This is a genomic window from Dehalobacter restrictus DSM 9455 (genome assembly GCF_000512895.1).
In the GTDB taxonomy this organism is placed as follows: Bacteria; Bacillota; Desulfitobacteriia; order Desulfitobacteriales; family Syntrophobotulaceae; genus Dehalobacter; species Dehalobacter restrictus.
The window spans coordinates 735930-757152 of sequence record NZ_CP007033.1; the positions used below are offsets into that span (position 1 = coordinate 735930).

General features: G+C 44.4%; 24 protein-coding genes. 23 read left to right on the forward strand and 1 reads right to left on the reverse strand.

Annotation, left to right across the window (positions count from 1 at the left end):
* The first annotated feature begins 130 nt into the window (after positions 1-130).
* From DEHRE_RS03530 to DEHRE_RS14760, 15 genes are all read left to right on the forward strand, one after another.
* The gene (locus DEHRE_RS03530; protein ID WP_242837028.1) at positions 131-1315 is read left to right on the forward strand and encodes an acyltransferase family protein; all 1185 of its coding nucleotides are present in this window, start codon (positions 131-133) and stop codon (positions 1313-1315) included.
* A 229-nt stretch (positions 1316-1544) separates the two neighbouring features.
* The gene (locus DEHRE_RS03535; RefSeq protein WP_019226229.1) at positions 1545-2330 is read left to right on the forward strand and encodes a hypothetical protein; all 786 of its coding nucleotides are present in this window, start codon (positions 1545-1547) and stop codon (positions 2328-2330) included.
* A gap of 215 nt (positions 2331-2545) precedes the next feature.
* The gene (locus DEHRE_RS03540) at positions 2546-3088 is read left to right on the forward strand and encodes a sigma-70 family RNA polymerase sigma factor (RefSeq protein WP_019226228.1); all 543 of its coding nucleotides are present in this window, start codon (positions 2546-2548) and stop codon (positions 3086-3088) included.
* A complete protein-coding gene (locus tag DEHRE_RS03545; RefSeq protein ID WP_019226227.1) occupies positions 3085-4347 on the forward strand; it encodes a zf-HC2 domain-containing protein in 1263 nt (420 codons plus the stop codon). The genes DEHRE_RS03540 and DEHRE_RS03545 overlap by 4 nt, the downstream gene beginning before the upstream one ends.
* A gap of 435 nt (positions 4348-4782) precedes the next feature.
* A complete protein-coding gene (locus DEHRE_RS03550) occupies positions 4783-5745 on the forward strand; it encodes an ABC transporter ATP-binding protein (protein ID WP_019226226.1) in 963 nt (320 codons plus the stop codon).
* Complete coding sequence (locus tag DEHRE_RS03555) at positions 5729-6598, forward strand: ABC transporter permease (RefSeq protein WP_019226225.1); 870 nt, start codon at positions 5729-5731, stop codon at positions 6596-6598. Before DEHRE_RS03550 ends, DEHRE_RS03555 begins: the two co-directional genes overlap by 17 nt.
* A gap of 187 nt (positions 6599-6785) precedes the next feature.
* Positions 6786-7979, forward strand: a complete 1194-nt coding sequence (locus tag DEHRE_RS03560; RefSeq protein WP_019226224.1) for a radical SAM/SPASM domain-containing protein — start codon at positions 6786-6788, stop codon at positions 7977-7979.
* A gap of 117 nt (positions 7980-8096) precedes the next feature.
* Positions 8097-8513 (forward strand): hypothetical protein, encoded by a 417-nt coding sequence (locus tag DEHRE_RS03565; RefSeq protein ID WP_019226223.1) that lies wholly within the window; start codon positions 8097-8099, stop codon positions 8511-8513.
* A 34-nt stretch (positions 8514-8547) separates the two neighbouring features.
* Complete coding sequence (locus DEHRE_RS03570) at positions 8548-9111, forward strand: hypothetical protein (RefSeq protein WP_242837029.1); 564 nt, start codon at positions 8548-8550, stop codon at positions 9109-9111.
* Complete coding sequence (locus DEHRE_RS03575) at positions 9108-10400, forward strand: FAD-dependent oxidoreductase (protein ID WP_019226221.1); 1293 nt, start codon at positions 9108-9110, stop codon at positions 10398-10400. The genes DEHRE_RS03570 and DEHRE_RS03575 overlap by 4 nt, the downstream gene beginning before the upstream one ends.
* A gap of 165 nt (positions 10401-10565) precedes the next feature.
* Entirely contained in the window at positions 10566-10961 is a 396-nt protein-coding gene (locus tag DEHRE_RS03580; RefSeq protein WP_019226220.1) for a GntR family transcriptional regulator, read from the forward strand.
* A complete protein-coding gene (locus DEHRE_RS03585) occupies positions 10945-11850 on the forward strand; it encodes an ABC transporter ATP-binding protein (RefSeq protein WP_019226219.1) in 906 nt (301 codons plus the stop codon). The genes DEHRE_RS03580 and DEHRE_RS03585 overlap by 17 nt, the downstream gene beginning before the upstream one ends.
* Positions 11828-12604, forward strand: coding sequence for a hypothetical protein (locus DEHRE_RS03590; RefSeq protein WP_141690649.1), 777 nt, complete (start codon positions 11828-11830; stop codon positions 12602-12604). The genes DEHRE_RS03585 and DEHRE_RS03590 overlap by 23 nt, the downstream gene beginning before the upstream one ends.
* On the forward strand, positions 12601-13275 hold the full coding sequence (locus DEHRE_RS03595; RefSeq protein ID WP_019226217.1) for a hypothetical protein: 675 nt from the start codon (positions 12601-12603) through the stop codon (positions 13273-13275). Before DEHRE_RS03590 ends, DEHRE_RS03595 begins: the two co-directional genes overlap by 4 nt.
* A 21-nt stretch (positions 13276-13296) precedes the next feature.
* On the forward strand, positions 13297-13464 hold the full coding sequence (locus DEHRE_RS14760; RefSeq protein ID WP_019226216.1) for a hypothetical protein: 168 nt from the start codon (positions 13297-13299) through the stop codon (positions 13462-13464).
* Positions 13465-13510: 46 nt separating this feature from the next.
* Here DEHRE_RS14760 and DEHRE_RS03600 read toward each other — a convergent pair whose 3' ends face one another.
* Positions 13511-13756, reverse strand: a complete 246-nt coding sequence (locus DEHRE_RS03600) for a hypothetical protein (RefSeq protein WP_019226215.1) — start codon at positions 13754-13756, stop codon at positions 13511-13513.
* Between the two features lie 436 nt (positions 13757-14192).
* On the opposite strand from DEHRE_RS03600, the gene DEHRE_RS03605 reads away from it, so the two are divergent.
* The 8 genes from DEHRE_RS03605 to DEHRE_RS03640 all read left to right on the forward strand — a co-directional run bounded on the left by DEHRE_RS03605 (position 14193) and on the right by DEHRE_RS03640 (position 21133).
* Positions 14193-14765, forward strand: coding sequence for a CobW family GTP-binding protein (locus tag DEHRE_RS03605; protein WP_019226214.1), 573 nt, complete (start codon positions 14193-14195; stop codon positions 14763-14765).
* Positions 14758-15228, forward strand: coding sequence for a hypothetical protein (locus DEHRE_RS03610; protein ID WP_019226213.1), 471 nt, complete (start codon positions 14758-14760; stop codon positions 15226-15228). Before DEHRE_RS03605 ends, DEHRE_RS03610 begins: the two co-directional genes overlap by 8 nt.
* Before the next feature lie 69 nt (positions 15229-15297).
* Positions 15298-16101, forward strand: coding sequence for a methyltetrahydrofolate cobalamin methyltransferase (locus DEHRE_RS03615; RefSeq protein ID WP_019226212.1), 804 nt, complete (start codon positions 15298-15300; stop codon positions 16099-16101).
* A 50-nt stretch (positions 16102-16151) separates the two neighbouring features.
* On the forward strand, positions 16152-16781 hold the full coding sequence (locus DEHRE_RS03620; RefSeq protein ID WP_019226211.1) for a corrinoid protein: 630 nt from the start codon (positions 16152-16154) through the stop codon (positions 16779-16781).
* Positions 16782-16874: 93 nt separating this feature from the next.
* Positions 16875-17840, forward strand: a complete 966-nt coding sequence (locus DEHRE_RS03625; RefSeq protein ID WP_019226210.1) for a uroporphyrinogen decarboxylase family protein — start codon at positions 16875-16877, stop codon at positions 17838-17840.
* Between the two features lie 211 nt (positions 17841-18051).
* The gene (locus DEHRE_RS03630; protein WP_019226209.1) at positions 18052-19344 is read left to right on the forward strand and encodes a PocR ligand-binding domain-containing protein; all 1293 of its coding nucleotides are present in this window, start codon (positions 18052-18054) and stop codon (positions 19342-19344) included.
* A gap of 9 nt (positions 19345-19353) precedes the next feature.
* On the forward strand, positions 19354-20013 hold the full coding sequence (locus DEHRE_RS03635) for a cobalamin B12-binding domain-containing protein (protein WP_019226208.1): 660 nt from the start codon (positions 19354-19356) through the stop codon (positions 20011-20013).
* A gap of 289 nt (positions 20014-20302) precedes the next feature.
* Positions 20303-21133, forward strand: coding sequence for a protein-tyrosine phosphatase family protein (locus tag DEHRE_RS03640; RefSeq protein ID WP_019226207.1), 831 nt, complete (start codon positions 20303-20305; stop codon positions 21131-21133).
* The last annotated feature ends 90 nt before the right edge of the window (positions 21134-21223 follow it).

Here is a 21223-nt window from a genome sequence, read left to right on the forward strand (position 1 = left end):
AAATCATAAGAAATATAGAGAAATCATGATAAAATGTAAAAGGAGATAATTATTGCCATATTTGGAGGTGTTTAAATGTAGAGGAAGAACAGAAAGTACATATCAAGAAGATATTTAACCCTTAAATTTAATGAAAATATTTGAGGTAATAATAATGACGCTTGCAAGTAAATCAGATACCAATAACAGTTCAGCCCGACTGGAATGCATTGATATTTTCAGGGGGCTGACCATGGCGCTGATGCTGATGGTGAATAATCCGGGTAATCCGAATACGATTCCTGTCCAATTGGAGCATGCCTCTTGGAATGGATTTACGCTGGCAGACCTGGTATTCCCTTTCTTTTTATTTATCATGGGCGTTGTCGTACCGGTTTCCATTAATAACAGATTGGCAAAAGGCACCGGCAAAATAACCATCATCGTTCATATTTTTCTCCGCAGCATTCAGATCTTTTTACTTGGTTTGGTGTTGAACGGTTTCCCACTTTTTGATCTGAATACGATCAGGATCCCGGGCGTCCTGCAGAGGATTGCCGTAGTCTATTTATTCTCGGCTCTCTTATACCTGCTTTGCAAGTCCATATTCAAAAAAGAAACGGTTCAGATGGGTGTCCAGCTTCTGACGTCGGTTTTTCTCCTGCTTTTGTATGGTGTATTGCTAAAGGTTGTACATGTTCCCGGATATGGGCAAGGGGTCATGGAACTTCAAGGGAATCTTGTCCAGTACATTGATCTGAAACTCCTGCCCGGACATCTTTATAAACCCGACTGGGACCCCGAAGGGATTCTTAGCACCCTGCCGGCTCTCGCTTCGGGAATCATAGGGGTTCTAGCAGGCATGATCCTGATAAAGCCAAATAAATGGATCATAAAAATGGCTGTCTTTATAGGCAGCGGGGGATTGCTGCTTCTAGCTGCGGCATTGTTGAATACTGTCTTTCCGTATAATAAAAACCTCTGGTCGAGTTCCTATGTTCTGCTGACATCCGGCCTTGGCATCCTGCTTTTGGCTTTTTTCTACTTGCTTACGGACCGGATGAAAAGCGGGAAAATCTTTAAGCCTTTTAAAGCCATAGGGGCCAGCGCTATTTTCGTCTATTTTGTGTCAGAGCTGATTCGGAGAACGCTTTGGTTAATTCCGGTGCAGGACGCTACGGGCAGCACAATGACGCTTAAAATTTGGCTTACGACAAGGCTTATCAGCCCATGGGCACATGGGCTGGATTCCTTGTATTTCTCCATTTTTTACGTAATGGTCTGGCTGGTGATTATGGGTGTTCTTTATCACCGTAAGATCTATATTCGGCTTTAAGCTTAACAGAAGATTGGTGCCGTCCGAGTTTATGTTAGGCGGGAGGCGCATGATGAACCGCATTTTAATTGGATGCTTGGACAGCGTGTTTTGACAAAACTTTGCCCAATTCAGGTTATACTCCTAATGGCAATAAAGGGGCGTGCCAGTTATGGACACCGGTAATAAAGAGGTGCTAAACGATACACCCCATTAACGTTTCTAATGTTCGGCATAGGAGGAGAAATAGGTGAGAAAGTTTTTCATTGGCTTCACAGCTTGTCTTCTGTCTCTAACCTTGTTGGGCTGCCAGCCAAGCACCAAGACAGATAACGCGCCGTCTAAGTCTGATAACAATACGCCTGCTGTTATTGAAAGCGGCGTAAACAGTGAACTAAGCAATAAACAAAAACCGAATAGCGAAGCAAACAATCAAGCAAATGAACCTAAGAAAGAAGCGACAGCCTTTACAGACAACCAAGCTGAGGTTATCGCCATGAAAACGGCAGCGGCAGTTTTGAAATCCGTGCAAGCGGAGCTTTGGCCGGAAGCGAAATTCGATACGATATTACTGAGTAGACCAATGATACACAAAGACAATGATTTTTATCCCTGGAATACGGGGTACAGCAAAGATTTGGAAGTAGAAGCTTTCGCCATTGGCAATCAGGGCGATTACTCCAAAATGCAGGTCATCTATGTGGATGCCTTCGGCAAGGTGATAAATAACCAATTCTTTGAGGCCAAGATAACCGCCAAGGTGGCGGAAGAAATAGCTCTTGAAGCCGCAAAAAAGGCCAGGGAAACCGTGCCTTATTGGAAAGATGCGAAAATAGAGCACCGAGAAACCAGTTTGGCGTTATGTACACCTAATTATGTGTTTTCTTTGGATAACTTCAACAAAGAAACGAAACCGGTAGCAGCAGTAATGTATGAAGTTTGCTTCAGGGATTCAAGCGCCACGAGCAGCTTCTTATTTATTTACGTTGATGCCGCAACAGGAAATATCCTTGGTGCCAAGTATGGATCTGATTAGGAGCTTTGCAAGAATCTGATATGTTTTTTATTGGAGAGGTTACTGCCACTTGGTCAATATGCATGTAGTATAACGCAGCGGTAATCCGCAACCATTCTACGACATATCGGTCAAGGCCGCGCCATCTTGGCGCGGACAAAAAGAATTAGTTAGTGTCACAAAACTCCCGGCAGCGGTTTCTAGAGAATGGAACCGCAAAGGGGGGATAGACGGAAATGGAGGGTACAACCTTGATCAAGAAACTGCCCGATCCTGATTTTCAAACGATCTTCAGGACGCACTATCCGAAGGTTGTCCGCCAAATCTCCGGGTTCACCGGAAGCATCACCACAGCCGAAGATCTAGCTCAGGAAGTATTTCTCCGTTTATACCATTTGGATTGGACCCAAATCCATCATCTGGATGCCTGGCTCGCAAAATGCTGTTTTCGTGCCGCCTGCAATTATTTCCGGGGAGAAAACAGAAGAGCTGCCCGGGAAGCCTTGGAATACCAGATGAGTTATCCAACAATGAAATCGAGTGAAGAAAACCTGATCGAAGATTTGTTGATCCGGGAAGAAACCAAACGTTTTGTTTTTGAGGTGCTGTCAGGCCTTGAAGAGCGGGACCGGCTGCTCCTTCTGCTGAAGTACCAGGATTACAGCTATCGGGAAATCGCTGAAGCCCTAGAACTTAACCCCGCTTCCGTCGGCACGTTTCTGGCGCGGGCCAGAAAGCAGTTTAAAAATCTTTATCAGAAAGGGAGGGAAAAGGCATGATCTGTTCGTTCGAAAACGATCTGCAAGCGTATCTGGACGGAGAACTGAATAAAGAAGCGCGCAAAGCTTTGATGATTCATCTTGAACAATGCCCTTCCTGCCGTGATCAGCTCGCAGAATTGGACAGCCTTGGAAAATGGTCCGATCAAGTCTTCAGCCAGGCTTTTTTTCCCGATGCATGCGTATCTTCTCCTGAACAAGCCAATCCTGAATCAGCCTGGGCAAGATTCAGCCGAGCAGTCAGCGCTGACAGCCCCGCTGCGGATACGCCGGAGTCGGAGTCCACACGTTTACCAATCAACCCTTCCTCACCGCTGATCCCTTCCTTAACGAACGGTTCCCCCGCATATTTTGAAAGGAGTTGGAAAACTCTCATGAAAAAATACCGTAAACTGACGACAGGTCTCGTTGCAGCCGTTTTGTTGGTTGCTTTTCTAATGGTCCCTCAGGTACGGACATACGCCGGAGAGCTATTGGCTTTATTCCGAGCGGATAAGATTCAAATGGTAACCATTACGCCTCAGGACATTCAGCAAATCGAAAACTTTTTTGAATCAGGTAAAAACACCCCGATTGATATCAAGGATATTGGCAAAATAGCGATTGCCGAAGGTGACTTCGAGCAGAAGGTCTATGCTTCCGCCGCCGAAGCAAAAGCAGGCGGCGTCAGTCTACCCGCCTCGCCTGAAGGTTACACCGTAAGCAACGTCTGTGTGCAATCGGCAGCCAAAGTGGATATGACGCTGAATACGGACACCATTAATGCCGCCATGAAAAATTTAGGTTCGGAGGCCTTCTTCGACAACAGTCTCAACGGCAAGACATTCAGTGTCATGTGGCCCGGCTTTACTGATATCAATTATCAGGGAAGTTCAGCCCAACCTTTTGCCAACTTCGCTTACACCGTCATGAACTCCCCCGAGATTCAGGCTCCATCGCTGACCGACATTGATAAGCTCAGAACAACCTTGCTTCAGCTTCCGTTTATCCCGGAAAATATCCGCAGCCAGCTTGCCGGTATCGACGACTGGCAGAATACCCTTCCTATCCCGGCGATTCAAGGGACTACGGAAATTGACCGCACCGAGAAGGTCATGGTGAACGGCGGGGATGGCGTCTTTATCCTGGCCAAAGATCATTCCGCCCTTCTCCTTTGGGAGAACGCCGGTCAGCTTCATTCTCTACGGGCAAACCTCACCGCGGGAGCAGATGGGAACTCCGTAAAAGCGGATTTACTGAAACTTGCTGAAAATTTCTAATTTCTCTTACGATCATCTTACCGTCAGCAGGAACAAGTATACCGTTCTCTAAATAACTAGATATTTAAACCTTCATAGCTGGGTCTGTGTGCCACAGCTCCAGCGTAAGCGGAGCATAGATGCGGAGCGCGGCAGATAGCGCCATAGATGGCGCTATCTGCCAAGAGCGGAATGTGGGGCGCAACCAGACCCAAATGAATATTTTTGTATTTGGATAACTACGCAAAACACGACATGCATACCGGCTCAAAGCTTAAAATCAGTCTGTGGGTCACAAGTACTGCGGCAAGCGTAGTATGGAGTGCGTAGCGCGGCTGTTTGCGCCATGGAGGGCGCAATCAGCCGAAAAGCAGTATTGTGACACACAGACTAACCCAGATTATATATCATGCTGTTTATGGTTACCCACTTGTTGTTTTGGAAAGGAGACCTTTAATGACGGATTTGGCAATCCAAACCGAGGCTTTAAGCAAGCAATACAACGGCAAAGGGGGATGCCAAAATATTACCCTCCAGGTCCCTAAAGGCGTGGTGTATGGATTTATCGGGCCAAACGGAGCGGGCAAAAGCACATTTGTCCGCACGCTTTTAGGTTTACTGAGGCCGACAGGCGGCAAGGCCGAACTTTTAGGAAAGCCGCTCGGCGATCTTGAAGCACGCCGGAAAATAGGCTATCTGCCGGAACTTTTCCGTTATCCGGACTGGTTAACCGGACTCCAGCTTTTACATACGCATGCCGATCTGCTCGGTCTTAAATCTTCTTTACGGCCACAGCACTTTACGGCTTTACTGGAAAAGGTGTGCCTCAGCGGCAGAGAAAAAGAAAAGATCGCCAAATACAGCAAAGGCATGCAGCAAAGAATCGGTTTGGCCTGTGCCTTGCTGGGTGACCCGGAATTAATCTTTCTGGACGAACCGACTTCCGCCTTAGATCCGTTGGGCCGGATGGAGGTCCGCAGCCTGCTGGCGCAATTAAAGCAAGAAGGCAGGACGGTCTTTTTAAACAGCCATTTGCTGCAGGAAATCGAAACGGTCTGTGACCAGGTCGCGATCATCGACCAGGGCAAACTGATCACCCAAGGAGATTGGCGCAAACTTTGCCGTTTCCAAAACCGTTATAAGCTGATCGCTTCCGGTCTTGACCAGGAAGTCCTAAGCGACCTTCCTTATGTCATTGGCTCAGAGCTACGCCAAAATTTCGAACCTGAAGCTGGCACAGCCTTGAAAGCTGAATGGCAAATTGAGATTGAAAACACCGAAGAACTTCCGTCTTTGGTCAGAATACTGAGTGATCACGGGATAGGGGTCTACGAGCTCACGCCTCTGGAACCTCATCTGGAAGAAATATTCCTCTATTGGATGAACCGAAAGGAGCCGGAAAATGTGGACCATCGCTAAACTTTCTTTCAAAGAAATCCTCTATAAACGCATCTTCCTGATTGCTCTGATCATGACGTTGGCCTATTTGCTGCTGTATGGAATCGCGACCCATTATGCAGGCGCATCATCTTTAAAAACACTATACGAAATAGATCCTGCCCAGAAAGCAGCAATGAGTGTACAATTTAAAATCGTTGGTTCGCAGCTCTTAAGCATGGGCCTCTATTTTGCCAACTTTATTATTGGCCTGCTGACCATTCTGGCAACCGTCGGCAGTATTGCCGGCAATATTGAGAGTCATCAAATCGATCCGATCCTGACGAGGCCCATCCGGCGTCTGGATTTTCTTCTTGGAAGATTCCTGGGGTACGGAATCCTTTTAATGGTTTATACGTTATTTTTCTTTCTCTCCATCATCTTGGTGAATCATCTGTTTGGAGGCCCGCTGCAAGCGGATCTTTCTACCATCAACATCTTCAAAGCCAGCTTGGTTTTCGCTTGTGTTCCATTTATCGTGATTTCACCGGCGTTGTTTTTCAGCTCCATTGTAAGTACCATCAACAGCGGGATTATTCTCATCGTCCTCTATGGCATGAGCTTTATTGGCGGTTTTGTTGAACAACTGGGAAATATTCTTCATAATATCGCCTTGATTAATATTGGGATTGTCTCCAGCTTGCTGTTTCCCGCCGATAACCTGTTCCGCTATATGAACACACTCCTCGCCGGCAGCAGTGCAACGCCTTTCGATCCCGCATCCCTCTTCTATGGCAGCGGTTCACCGAGTGCCCTGATGCTCGTTTACTGTGCCGTCTACGTACTCCTGATTCTTCTGCTGGGAGTTCGGACATTTGCCCGCAGGGACATATAAGGCAGCCTACACCATTTGCGGCCCATATTAAATAAAAAATCCACATCTATCACGGCGTGGATTTACCGTCTTCTCACTGGCCGCCTCATCGCCATTATAAATTACAAGCAGGTCAATGTATGGTGATGTAGGTATAATTATGATAAACTATCAAGTAGAAATATATGGAATGTAAGGGGCGCCGGCCATGTCCGAATTCAAGAATAAGATTGCCTTAGCCAGATCGCTATGGGCAAACAAACAAATCATCAGGGTCAAACCTTCAATCAATTGGTTCCTGATGAAATACATGGGGAAGTTCCGTTTACTGAATGTCGGCGGGCAGCTGGTCCTTCATTCCCATTTGCCCCCGGTAAACAGTAAAGCCTTTACCCGCTTTATCAACGAGCACCTTCTGGCAAGGACGGAGGGGCCTTCCCACGCTCAAATCAGCCTGACCGATGCCTGTCCTCAGCATTGTGCCTATTGTTACAATAAGAATCGAAGCGGGGAACTTCTCAATACGGCAGAAATCAAACAGCTCATTCAGGATCTTAAGAAAATGGGTGTTTTCTGGCTGGGTTTTACCGGCGGGGAGCCGCTTATGAACAAAGATCTCGTAGAGATCGTCCAAAGCGCCAGAGATGATTGCGCCATTAAGCTGTTTACCACAGGCATGGGTATTACAAAAGAGCTGGCGGCGGAGTTAAAGCGGGCGGGCCTTTGCTATGTCTCGATCAGCCTGGATCATTGGCAGGAGGAAGAACATGACGGGATCAGAGGATGCCGTGGGGCTTTCCAGGCAGCGCTTCAAGCGATCGAGATATTTAAAGGCACAGGCGTTCATGTCAGTGTATCGACGGTCATCTCCAGGAGGATGCTTCGGGAAAATCAGGTTGAGAAATTTCTGGCGTTCCTGATCAGCCTTGGAATCGATGAAGCCTGGTTGAGTGAAACCAAGCCAACGGTGGAAGCTTTTTGGAATGAGGCCGCAGTCCTTACCGAAGAAGAGCGTTTAAGCCTTGTGCACTTGCAGGATAAATACAATCAAGAGAGAAAAATCACGGTGAATTATCTTGGGCATTTTGAAGGTGGAGAGCATTTTGGCTGCAATGCAGGCCATAAAATGGTCTATATTGATGCCTTTGGCGAGGTAAGCCCGTGTGTGTTTACACCGATAACCTTCGGCAATGTCCGGGATAAATCGGCGCAAGCCGTTTTTTTGGAGATGAAAGCGCATTTTCCGTCGGAAAGCTGCTGCTTTATGAACAAAAATTATGCGTTACTGAAAAAACATTATAAAGGGCAGTCACCCCTTAGCAAAGAAGATACATTGGAGATGATGAAGGAAGTCCGGTTCAGTCCGTTGTCCGAATTTTCCCGGCTGTATTATAAGGGGTAAGGCTATCGGAATAAAGCCGTGGAAGTGAAATGATTGGAGTGAAGCAATAGGGATGAAATCATTGGGATGAACAGGTAGGAAAGAAGTAATGGGGATAGGATTATGGGGGTATAGGTTATGAGCTTGTATAAACTGTTCAGCTTGTTTGCAGCAGGGATATTTGCCGTTGTAGGCCTGATTTTTCTGTTCTTTCCTGATGCGGCCCTGGTATTCTTTAACCGTATTTCCGGTTATTTTGGATTACCCGAAGCTTCGTTTGAAGGCGCCGGGTTTTATCTGACACTGGCAGTTGCTTATATGTATCTTGTTACTTTGCTTGCCATCCTGATGTATCGAAATCCGGCGCAGCACATCTATCCGTTTTTATTGACCCATGCCAAACTGGCATCTTCCATCCTTTCTCTGCTTTTATTTTTCATTTACCAGCCCTACCTGATTTTTTTTGCCAACTTCGTTGTTGATGGGTTGATTGGTTTAGCGGCACTGTATTTTTACCTGAAAATAAGGAAAACCGGACTTAGCGGTAATGCTTAGCGCTTTTGGCGAAGACTGAAAAAACAGGGAGTCAATGATGCTTCTGAAAATCATCCAGCGCTGCCTGCCTGAATGGATCAAGAGGAAAAAACTGAAGGAATTATTCCGCTTGACGGCGGATGCTTTCCAAAGTGAGCTGCCGGAGCTAAAGGGGCTTTCTTCGGCTGCGCTTCTCCCGCAATACACCTTATTTACCAAGGAACAAGCGGAAAATCATTTGCAGAGCGGACGCCCCCTTGAACAAGTCAAACAGCGGCTGTACCAAAATGCTTATCGATTCGGACGGAACTTGAGAAAAACCCTGCATATCGGAACCTGGGAAGAGGCTGTTACGGCCCTGAAGGTGATCTATCAGTTGATCGGCATTGATTTTCAATGTGACCGGCAGGGGGAAATCATCATCCGGCAGTGCTATTTCAGCAGTTATTATTCCGGGGAAGTCTGCAAACTGATTTCCGCGCTGGATGAAGGGCTGGCTGCGGGGCTTTCAGGTGGCGGCAGGCTGTGTTTCCAGCACAGGATTACGGAAGGCAATGAATGCTGTAAAGGATATTTTCAAAGGGAACTTCAGGTAAAAAGTAAGGACGGTTCAACATGAAAAGGGTAATCGTCGTCGGCAGCGGTGCGGGAGGGGCTGCCTCGGCCAAGAAACTGCAGGGGAAGTTTCAGGTGACAGTCCTGGAGGCAGGCCGGGAATTCAAGCCGTTTTCTATCAATTTATCTATTCTGGAAAAGTTAAGAAAAACCGGACTGTTCTTCGATGAGAGGGAAATACAACTGCTGTTTCCGTCGATGAGCGTCAGGAAAACCTCGGATAGTATGGTAATGGTCAGCGGCAGGGGCTTAGGCGGGACGACCACGCTTTCGGCAGGAAATGCGCTGCGTATGGACAAGGGGCTTAAGGATCTTGGCATTGATCTGGATGATGAATTTGAGGAGCTTTACAGGGAAATCCCTGTCACCGATGACCATCGGCCTAAATGGCAGAATTCCACCAAAAGGCTGTTTGAAATATGCACGGAAATGGACCTGAATCCTGTGCCTTTGCCTAAGCTGGGTAATTATCAGCGCTGTACCGGCTGTGGGAGGTGTGTCCTGGGCTGCCGGTATCATGTCAAATGGGACAGCCGTCAATTTCTGAACGCTGCACAGGATTTGGGTGCGGAGCTCATCACAGGCTGTCAGGTAGTGAAGCTTGTAACGGAAAAGGGTCTCGTAAAAGGGGTCCAGGCCCAAAAAGGCTTCAACTCCGTATTTTACCCGGCGGATATTGTAATCCTGGCGGCAGGCGGATTTTCAACCCCCGTCATTCTTCAAAACTCGGGGATCGAATGCGAAAGCAGATTATTCGTTGATCCGGTTCTCTGCGTGGCTGCCCGGCAAAAAGGAAGTCTTCAGAACAAAGAGCTTTCGATGCCCTTTGCCGTACAGAGGGAGCATGCTATTTTATCCCCTTACTTTGATTATCTGAGCTTTTTCTTTCATCCTAGCTGGCGGTATCCTGCCCAGGATATTGTATCCCTGATGATCAAGCTGGCGGATTCAAGCGCCGGAACGGTTGATAACAAAAACATCAGGAAAACGCTGAGCGATATAGATCAGGAAAGATTGCGGGAGGAAGTCGAACTCTGCATGGAGATCCTTTCCACGTATGGGATAAAAAAAGATACTATTTTCCTGGGAACGATCAATGCCGGACACCCCGGTGGCATGCTGCCGCTTACCGCAGACGAAGCCGTGACCTTTCATAACCCCAGGCTGCCCGAGAACCTGTATGTAGCTGATGCAACGCTTTTCCCTGAGTCTTTGGGGAATCCGCCGATTTTAACGATCATGGCGATGGCGAAGAGGGTCAGTAAAATCATCATTGACAAAAATAGCCTGTAAAACAGGCTATTTTTGATATCCATTCCATTCAATTTCCATCTCCTTCGCGGAGCCGATTTTATCCCCAGGAAGATTGAGGACGTACTTACTTGACAGATAAAGGAAAATAAACTATAGTGCATTATAGTAGTAATGTACTATAGTTTTATTTAGGATGAGGCAGGCATGAAATTGAAAATTGAAGGAATGAAACCGATTTATCTGCAAATTGCGGAATGGCTGGAAACCGAAATATTAAATGGGGCCATCGGTGTCAATGAAAAGATATATTCGCAGTATCAGCTTGCTGAAATGTATAATATCAACCCTGCTACCGCGGCAAAAGGGCTGACGATTTTGGCGGAGGCAAATATCCTGTACAAAAAAAGAGGGTTGGGTATGTTTGTTTCGGCCGATGCCGCCAAGCTAATCCTCAACCGGCGCAAAAACGATACGCTTAAGAACATGGTAATCGAGGTTATCGGAGAAGCCCATCGACTGGGGATAAATACAGAAGAACTTATAACGCTGATTAAAGAATTGACGGAGAAGGGGAGTGGGCTGAGTGACGTCTGTGATTGAATGTATAGAGCTGACCAAAGCTTATGGCCATGTAAAGGCGGTTGATCAACTGTCCATGCACGTTGAGGAAAATACGATAACGGGACTCATCGGACGCAATGGGGCTGGAAAAACAACACTCTTAAAGCTGATAGCCGGGTATTACCATCCAACATCCGGTGAAATACGTGTGTTTGGTGAAAATCCATTTAACAGCCTCAAGGTATCATCCAATCTGATTTTTATCGATGATCAAATGAGCTGGCCGGTGAGCTTATCCTTGGAAGATATTTTAAAGGCTGAAAGCAAGTTTTATCCGGATTGGGACAGGGGATTAGCTGAACGTTTACTTGAGTACTTTTTCCCAAACCCCAAACAAAACTATCATAAACTCTCCAAGGGAATGCGGAGTACGTTCAATATGATCATCGGCTTGTCAAGCCGGGCGGCGCTGACCATCCTGGATGAACCGACGACCGGGATGGATTCGGCTGTCCGTAAGGATTTTTACCGGGCCCTTCTTAAAGACTATCTGCAATTTCCGCGCACAATGATCCTCTCCAGCCACTTACTGAATGAAACGGAAGACATCTTGGAAAATATTGTGCTGATCAAAAACGGGGAACTGGTACTGCAGCAGCCTGTGGACGATCTAAAGGAAATGGCGGTCGGACTTCAGGGCAAGGCAGAAATCGTCACGGATTTTGGTCAGGGCAGGACACTTTATCACCGGGAAACATTCGGTAATGATACCGTCTATGCTGTTGTTAAGAACGATTTATCCGAAGACGATCGGCACAGAGCCATAAAGCTGGGTATTGCTGTTTCAGCAGTATCGACCGATGATCTGTGTATTTACTTAACCGATCAGAAGAAGGGAGGAATCGATGATGTCCTTAGCGGAAACTAGATTCTTAAGCCTCGTTAAGAAACAGTTTATTTATAAATGGAAAACGAATACCGGTTTTTTTATCAGCATGATCATCGTGCAAATACTTGCCCTTTGCCTGTCATTTAATGGCGTTATGAATTCCTACACTGGAAACCAGTGGCTGAGTTTTAGTTATAGTACATTGACAGGGGATATGATCATTATTTTCACCATGATCTGGTGCCTTATCATTGCCGGGACCTTAGCCACGGCCAATCGTCGCAACAGCGATTTTTACCATGTATCCAACCGTCTGACCAGCAATCTGGCGAATACATTATTTCTACTGACGACCAGCATCGTCAGCGGCATTTCCGCTGTTTTGGGAAGTGTCCTGTTGCGCGTCCTGTTCTATGCTATCCATGGCACACAGTTTCTAAGCGAAGGTGAAGCTTTTCGCTTGCCCCCGCGTTATCTTTTGCTGGGAATCATCGTCACGGTTACTTACTTATGGCTGCTGAGTGCCATTGGATATCTTTTTGGGGCGATCATTCAATTTTATCGGATTTTTGCCATCATTATTCCGGCCGTTATCATCGGGAGTTTGTTTTATTTCAACACCGTTGGCATTACTGTTGCCGGTGACGAGCATGTTAGCTTTATCAGGCAGCTCTGGAATTTCTACACGAGTGAAAGTACCCTGTGGCTTTTTATGCTTAAATCACTTCTGACAACAGGTTTGCTGTTCGCCGTCACAGCCCTGATGACCAACCGTATGGAGGTGAGAAAATGACAGTTCTGTTGATTCTTATTGTTGTTTTGGCAGCGATTATTGTTGCGATTGCCAGGTACAGCGGCCATAAAGTATCTGTACACTTATTTAAGTGGGTAGCCGGCGTGTACGGGTTCATTTTGATCGCCGGCCTTTTTGCCCTATATTTACTGCCTGCGGATCAACTCCTTCAAGGCAGTGTAACTCAGCCACAAATCATTAGTGGATCAAATTTCTATGAATTAGGCGGACAAGGCAAATTCGACCAGACAGAAGGAATTCATAGACTGGATCTGCAGACTTTTGATTATAGCGGTGAGAAATTGGTGGTTGATTCTGATGGGGGAATCTTTGTGTTTGCTCAACGAAAAAATACGGATGACGGGATAATTGCAGTTAAATTTTATACAAGTATTTCTACATTTAACGGATTGGATGTTTCGGACAAGGTTAAACCCCCTTATGTCACGCTACAAAGTGGGATTTTGAAGGTTCGTTTGCAAGAGCTTGCGGATTTTAAATACTACAGTTTCCGCTATGAACTGCCTATCCGGCAATTCTTAGGCGTAGCTGAAAAGAAGTATGATAACCCTCATGAAATGAATTTTGCTCTGTATCTGGAGATCCCCAAAAATGTGCAGGTCGAAGGACTCGATTATGGGGTGATAATCGTGGACGAAGAGGGAAAGTAACTGCCGCTTGCTATCTGTCGTGTGGCTAAAAGTATCATGCATTATTTTGTGGTCACCCCGCCTCTTCCCGATGATGTCAGTCATATTCCGTTTCGGTTAACGGTCAAACCTTTTCAGGATTTTCCCGAAACCAAACACATCCCAACAGAAGAAGTGACGGTGACTTTTGCGCCCAATAAAAGGGTATAATCAATGCGCTGTAAACTTCTTGAGGTGAAAAACATAAAAATAAAGGCTATAAAGCCTTCACCTTGTTATCAATGATTTTAATTTGGGCACTGTTTTCCGTCAAATCATCCCGTATCTCTTGTATTGCCTGCCAGGACATATCTTGCTTTTCGCTGACTTTATCAACTTTGTTCTCGAGTTTTTCAACTTTGTTCTCAAGTCTATCTATTTTGTCACTAAGCGTTTTATTTTCTGCTCGCAAAGATTTTTCCATTGAATTTAATTTATCCAGGATTATATCCGATTTATCCATAGGCTCGCCCTCCTGACCTTTAGCAATATCATATCACTTTCCAGTTGTTTGGACAAGAATAGTTATTTCCATAAATATTCATTTTCTGCAATCAGATCGTAATGGCTATTGTCTTCGCTTATCGAGGCAATAGCCTAATTAAGGTTTCACTCATTTCGTGTCTTTCAGGCAGGCTTGTCACGTAGTCTTTAACAGAATAACTGAAATTTACCATTCTGAGCGTATATAATAGCGTGATTTTACCAAAATTAAAAAACCGGCATCACAGCCGTGTTGACAAGGTTGGATTGTTATAAAATTATACCATTTCGTCCATATACGCTATTATTTCGTTTATATATAATGAGCACATATAACGAAGTAATAGGTTAAATTCTTAAATAATCTGTGAGACTGGGGGGGACTTGCAATCAAAATAATTATTCTAGGCGGGTTTTTGGGTTCAGGGAAAACCAGTGTCCTCTTGCAGTTGGCGCATTCTATTGTTAACAGTTCTGAAAGAATAAAAGAAACAACTGTTGCAATTATAGAAAATGAAATTGGTCAGGTTGGGATTGACGATAAAGTATTACGAAGAAATGGTTATGAAGTAAGAGATATTTTCTCAGGTTGCATCTGTTGTAGTTTAAACAACGATCTCATCACAGGCATTCAAGACATCGCGCGTAAAAATGACCCCGAATGGCTGATCATTGAGGCAACAGGCGTTGCATATCCAAGCAGCATCTCAGATTCAATTTACAATAATCTTAGGATGACAGCCCGAATCGTGACAATAGTTGATGCTAGCCGCTGGCAACGGATCCGCATTCCTTTAGAGAGACTGATTGAAGGACAACTGAGTAATGCACAGATCATTCTTATCAATAAAACAGATCTTGTAGATGAAGAAACACTGAATAAAATCGAAAATGACGTTCGAAACCTAAATGACAAAGCCGCATTATACCGCATCAGTGGGATGAGTGAAATTGATGAGACGATATTGCAGGTGATAAGAAGTGGTTGAATTCAGCAGCGATACAGAATTGTCAAAACGGGGAAAATATCGAATTAAAACGACAATACAGGAAGGCGCATTTGCAGTCTCAGGTGAAAATACGATTCAGCATGAGGATTGTAATAAGATAAAAAACATCATAGAAAATGAAATCAAGGCGCTGAATTCCTGGGTCTTGGACCGAGGCGGTATTATCGGACATGTCAAAGGATTTCTTTCTGCCAACAATCATTCGGTTATGATTTCTTCAACAGGGGATGAAGTATACTGCCACACCCATGAATCAGCAGGTTCGATAAATGAAGATGTACAAGTCAGTTTAGTATTGATCGTATTTAATGTTTCACAATTAGGACTGGAAGAACAACTGATCGCAATATTTGACAGACTTGAAGATGATCAAGAAAGCCCTAGACGGATCGGAGGTGACACAGAAAGGAGAAGCGACTGGAAATTTGAACTACACAGGTGAAGAAGGCGTTCAATAGTATAAGAAGTATTATAAGAAGTATTATAACAAGTAGATAGGAGATTCTTAAGCATGATTATTATTGGTGAAAAAATTAATGGTGCAATTCCTTCTGTAGCAAGAGCAATCGCTGAAAAGGATGCAGGCTTTATTGACAATCTAGCTAAAACTCAGGCTGATGCAGGAGCAAACTTCATTGATGTATGTGCATCAGTGGAAGATAGCCTTGAACTCGAAACAATGAAATGGCTTATCGACTTGGTTCAGGAAGTTACCGATACGCCGATAGCGATAGACAGTCCCCATGCCCATATCTGCGTTGAAGCCATGAAGTTCTGCAAAAAGCCAGGGATTATCAATTCAGTCTCCGGCGAAGGGAACAAGATCGAACTCGTGTTTCCTGTCATCGCGGATACGAAATGGGAATGCGTGGCCCTCTTGTGCGATGACACCGGAATTCCTAAGACAGCCGAAAAAAGGATGGAAGTGTTTAGGAAGATCATGGAAAAAGCCAAAGCACACAATATTGCTCCATCACGCTTGCACATCGATCCGTTGGTAGAAATGCTCTGTACGTCTGAAGATGGTATTAATATGGTGGTTGACGTTATTAAAGACATTAAAGCTCAGTATCCAGCTATCCATGTAACCGGGGGTTTAAGCAATATTTCCTTTAATCTTCCGGCTAGAAGACTGGTGAATCAGGCATTTATCGTACTGGCGATGAACGCGGGAATGGATAGTGGGATTATCGCTCCAACTAACCAAGATTTAATGGGGATGATCTATGCAACAGAAGCACTCTTAGGGAAAGACGACTACTGCATGGAATACATTGGTGCATATCGAGAAGAATTATTTGGTCAAAAAAAATAATTTTAAATAACTCTCTCGAAATTAAATCAACTAAAGAGGAGGACGTAGAAATGCCTAAGATGGAAGAATTAAAAGCAAAGGTTGAGGCAGGAAAAGCGAAACTTGTTCCAGGGTTAGTACAAGAAGCGTTAGACGCGGGAAATGATGCTCAAAGTATACTCAAGGCGATGATAGAATCCATGGGAGTTGTGGGAGACAAATTTTCTTCAGGAGAAGTATTTATTCCTGAAATGTTGATGGCTGCTAAAGGGATGGCGAAGGGTGTCGAGGTGCTAAAACCGCTTCTAGCTGGAGGAAGCTCCACTTCCTTAGGTACCTGCATTATTGGTACGGTTGAAGGGGATCTTCATGACATCGGCAAAAATCTGGTAGCTATGATGATTGAAAGCGCTGGATTTGAAGTAGTCGACCTTGGTGTAGACGTACCGATCGCTAAATTTATTGAGGCTATCAAAGAAACTAAAAACGTTACCTTAGTGGCCTTGTCAGGACTTCTAACAACCACCATGCCCGCATTGAAAGCTACTGTTGAAGCAATCAAAGCTAGCGGAATGACTGGTTTCAAGATCATTGTCGGTGGAGCACCTGTTACACCAGAATTCGCGGCTTCAATCGGTTCCGATGCTTATGCTCCTGATGCAGGCGGTGCTGCTGTAAAGGCGAAGGAGTTAGTTTCCTAAGATAAATGATCAGGATAACCTTGTATCCACAAAGATTTAGAGATTATAAGGATTTTATAAACTCTAAACTTATTAATGAAAGGATGGGTTCAAATGAATCAGAGAGAAAATTTTCAAGTAATGTTGGATGGAGGAAAGCCTGAGTTTATTCCATTGTACATGGAGTTATATAAAGTGTGTTTATTAGGAGCAAATCAAATTGATCAACCTTGGAACGGAGGACTTGATCCCTTTGGCGTCAATTGGATAGCAACCAAAGAAGGTGTGATTCCAGAACCGAATAAATTTTTGTTTGATGATATTGCTGATTGGAAAAAATATGTTCATTTCCCCAATATAGACACATTAGGCATTGAAGGGGTCGCTCAATTTGAATTGGCTGGCTGCAATCGTGACGAGCAGATTGTCAATGTTTTTAGTACTACTGGTTTGTTTGAAAGACTGGCAGCTTTCATGGGATTTGAAAATGCCCTCTGTTCGTTAATTGAAGATCCGGAGTCATGTCAGGAATTTTTTGAAGCCATGGCTGATTACAAGATTGCATGTCACAACCGCTTTATTGAAGTATATCAGCCGGGTATCATCACCTATTTTGATGATCTGGCCACAGCCAATGGGCTGTTTATGTCGCCAGCTGTGTATCGATCATTAATCAAACCTTCACATAAGCGAATCATCGAAGCGGTGACATCCCGAGGTGTCATCTTTGCACAACATACCTGCGGACGATGTGAAGAAATTATTGAAGATTATGTGGAAATGGGTGTAAAAATATGGAATGCTGCACAGATCAGCAATGATCTCGAAGGAATTATGGATAAATATAAAGGCCGCCTTATTGTAGAAGGGGGTTGGGATTCATCCGGACCGGTGAGCTATCTTGGTGCTTCTACTGAGGACGTCATTGCCGAAGCTTTAAGATGTGCTAAGCAATATGGGCCGAAAGGTAATTACATTCTAGTACCGGTACTTATGAATGAAAAAGGCAATTCTGTAATGGTAGGTGATGATCGCCTGGGGCCAATGATTGAAGCATGGCATAAGGTAAATAAACTATAGGCGTTGACTGATATATATTTGAACAAAACAAAACATGGTAAAAACGGTAACCTCCTGGATGATGGAAAAAACATTATGCAGGAGGTTTTTAGAATATATAAGACATTGTCCACTAGGAGTTCTATAATTGTTTATCCTTCATATTTAATTCTGAAAATTGATGATATAATAATACCTGAAGGTAAGATATTTGTTTTTATAGGCGGTCAGAATGAAAGATCAAACAAGTCAAAACAGAATCATTGACTTTGTGGATATCGGAACCTTGAAAGAAATATTGGACTCATTTACAACGACCACCAGTTTGATGGCCGATATTGTTGATGTTGAGGGCATATCTATTTTCCCAAGAAGCGGTATTAAAAAATGCTGTAGATTCTGCCGTATTATATATGGACTGAAAGATGGAAACAATAGGTGCCAGAGTGCCTATAAAAGGGCAGGGAAACAGGCAGCCATGTTTGGTGAACCATACATTTTCCGCTGTCCGTCAGGTCTGATTGAATGGGCGGCACCGATCATACTGAACGGAGAGCATGTGGGAACGATTATCTGTGGTCAAGTGCTGATGTGGAAGCCGGAAGAGTTCTTTTGGATTGAACTCAGAGAAATGAACAAGTCGCTTACCACAGACTTTCAGGATCTATTTGAAGCGGTGCGCGAACTTCCAATTATATCTGGTCATCAGGTTCAGGCGGCAGCTTATCTGCTCTATGTGGTTGCCAATTATATCACGAAAGCTGGGTGGGAGAATTATGAACAGATTAAGGAATTCGCCAGCCAGCAGTCAATGTATTATGCTGAAATTGAAAACAGAAAAATCCTGGAAAAACAGCTCGGCAGCAGTTCAGGCGGTTCGCTGGTTGACGAAAACGAAATAATGATAGAGTTGTACAAAAACGAAAAATCAGCAAAAGCCTATCTTCAGACTGTCATATTTGGGCTGAGGTATGAATCACACAACAATTTATCTGTGGTACGTGCCAAAATGACCGAATTGTTGGTAATTCTGTTACGGGTTACAAACCAGATGGGCTTGGAAATGTCACAGTTTCTGGATATCAATAACAACTATATCGGTAAGATTTATGAAACAAATTCTGTTGAAAACCTCTGTGTTCTTGCTTCAATAGCTGTGGACGCGTACTTAGAACGCATCAAGGAAACACAAAATAAACCCTTAAACGCAAATATAAAAATGATGATCGAATATATTGAAAATGAATATATGAAAAATCTTTCATTGAAAGCTATCTCAGATTCGGTTTGCCTGAGCCCTGGTTACGCCAGTAGAATGTTTAAAGACCATATGGGCATGTCAATTAATGATTATGTGTTAAAGGTACGCATCCAAAAAGCGAAAAAACTTCTTTTGAATCCCCACTATCAAATTCAGACTATTGCTGAAAATGTCGGTTTTTCGGACTCTGGTTATTTTACCAAGGTGTTCAAAACATCTGAAGGGATTACGCCAACTCAATTCCGAAAATACCATAAAAGATAGGGATGAAAAATGGAAAAAGTACTTGTTGAACTTCAGGAAGCCATTGAAAAAGGCCAGACCCAGATGGCGATGGATAAGACAAAAGAAGCTCTCAATAACGGGCTTCGAACAGATAAGATTATTGACACTGCCATCAACCCGGCGTTTAAAGATCTTGGATTAAGAATGTTTAATGGGGAAATTTATGTGACAGATGTGCTGATGTCCTCCAGAGCGGCACATGCGTCGATGTATGTAATGGAACCGATAATATCACGACACAGTGGTTCGAAAAAGGGGATTGTGGCAATTGGCACAGTTGCAGGAGATTTACATGATATCGGAAAGTCCTTAATCGTTATGGTGCTTCAGGGCAGCGGGTACACGGTTATTGACTTGGGCATTGATGTCACGGTGAAATCATTTATCGAGGCTGTCCGAAGGTATAAACCGGACGTTCTGGCGTTGTCTTCGCTTTTGACTACAACGCTGCCGGAATTAGGCTATATCATTAACGCATTAACCGAACAGGGGCTGCGTTCACAGGTTAAAGTCATCGTCGGTGGTGCACCGGTAACGGTTAAATATGCAGCTAGTATAAAAGCGGATGCCTATGCAGCTAATTTATTTGAAGCGAGCGAAGCGGTCGATGATTTAGTCAACAACCGAATCGGAAGATTCCTTGTATAGCAATTTTAATAGCCGCTTTAAGGGCGGTCGGCATTGAGAGTAAGGAAATAAACCGCTACTCCCTTGACTGATATGCTCCCTTCGTAGTAGACAGTTAAAATAATAAAACTGTTTCTATGAAGGGAGCATATCACCTTGACAGGGGCGGTTTATTTCCTTTTAAAGGATGGGAGGCGTCTGCTCAGCACTGCCGGTATCCTTTCTGACAATCACTTTTTCATAATAGCCTCCGTATCTGTGGTATAATTTTATTATAATACAAATAAATGGAAGAGTCAGAGGAAAAGCCATGTCGATGCGCGATAAGTTCTACGATCAATTCAAACCGGTCCACCGCGTCATTGGGATAGTATTGATCCCCATCATCCTGGATCTGGCGAACTATCTGCTCTATGAGAAAATTTTCCGGACAGAATACCTGCCTGCTCATAAGCTGCTAAACCTGAAGATCGGGCTTGTATCGGCGCCGCCGAGTGTGCGGTCTATCCTTGAGGACTTTCCGTCGCCTCTCTTTCAGGCTAACAATGGCAGCGTGTCCGGAATCGTAAACCAGTTGACCCTGTTTAATATCTTGCTGCTTCTCAGTGCGACGCTGATCCTTAGTTTCCTTCACAGCGGCTATTTGGGTGTATTGGCCGAGTCCGGACGCAGGCCCATGGGCTGGAAGGACTTCTTTGTGCTTGGCAATCAGTTCTGGTTGCGGTTTTTAGTCTTACAAGTCCTGGGCCTTTGGCCGCTGATCCTGATGCTGATTAACCCCGAACTGGTTTTTCTGGGGTTGATTAACGTCGTGTTTGTTTACGTCCAGTATGCGATTGTCGTCGATGAAGGGTCGATCAAAGAAAATTTTCAACGAGGAATTGGTTTTCTTCTGCAAAATTTGAAGCTGACCCTGATCATGGCCATCTACTTCGGCCTGATCTTCTCTTTTCTGGGAATTTTCATTCATGTCCTTGCGGGTCTGGGAAGGACAGGAATCATCATCGCCATTGTTTTGATCGCTTACCTGGGAGCGGTGGCCAATAAAACCGTGCTGGAAATCTACCGGGAGAAAAGCCAGGGGGAGCAAATGAATCCGGAAATTGAGAATATGGGCGGTCTTGATAGCGATGATCTTTGAGCAACGTTCTAGACTTCAAAAATTTTACAATTAATATGTATTTTATATCGGATTTGTTATATACTATAAGAAAAGAGGAACCATGCTCTA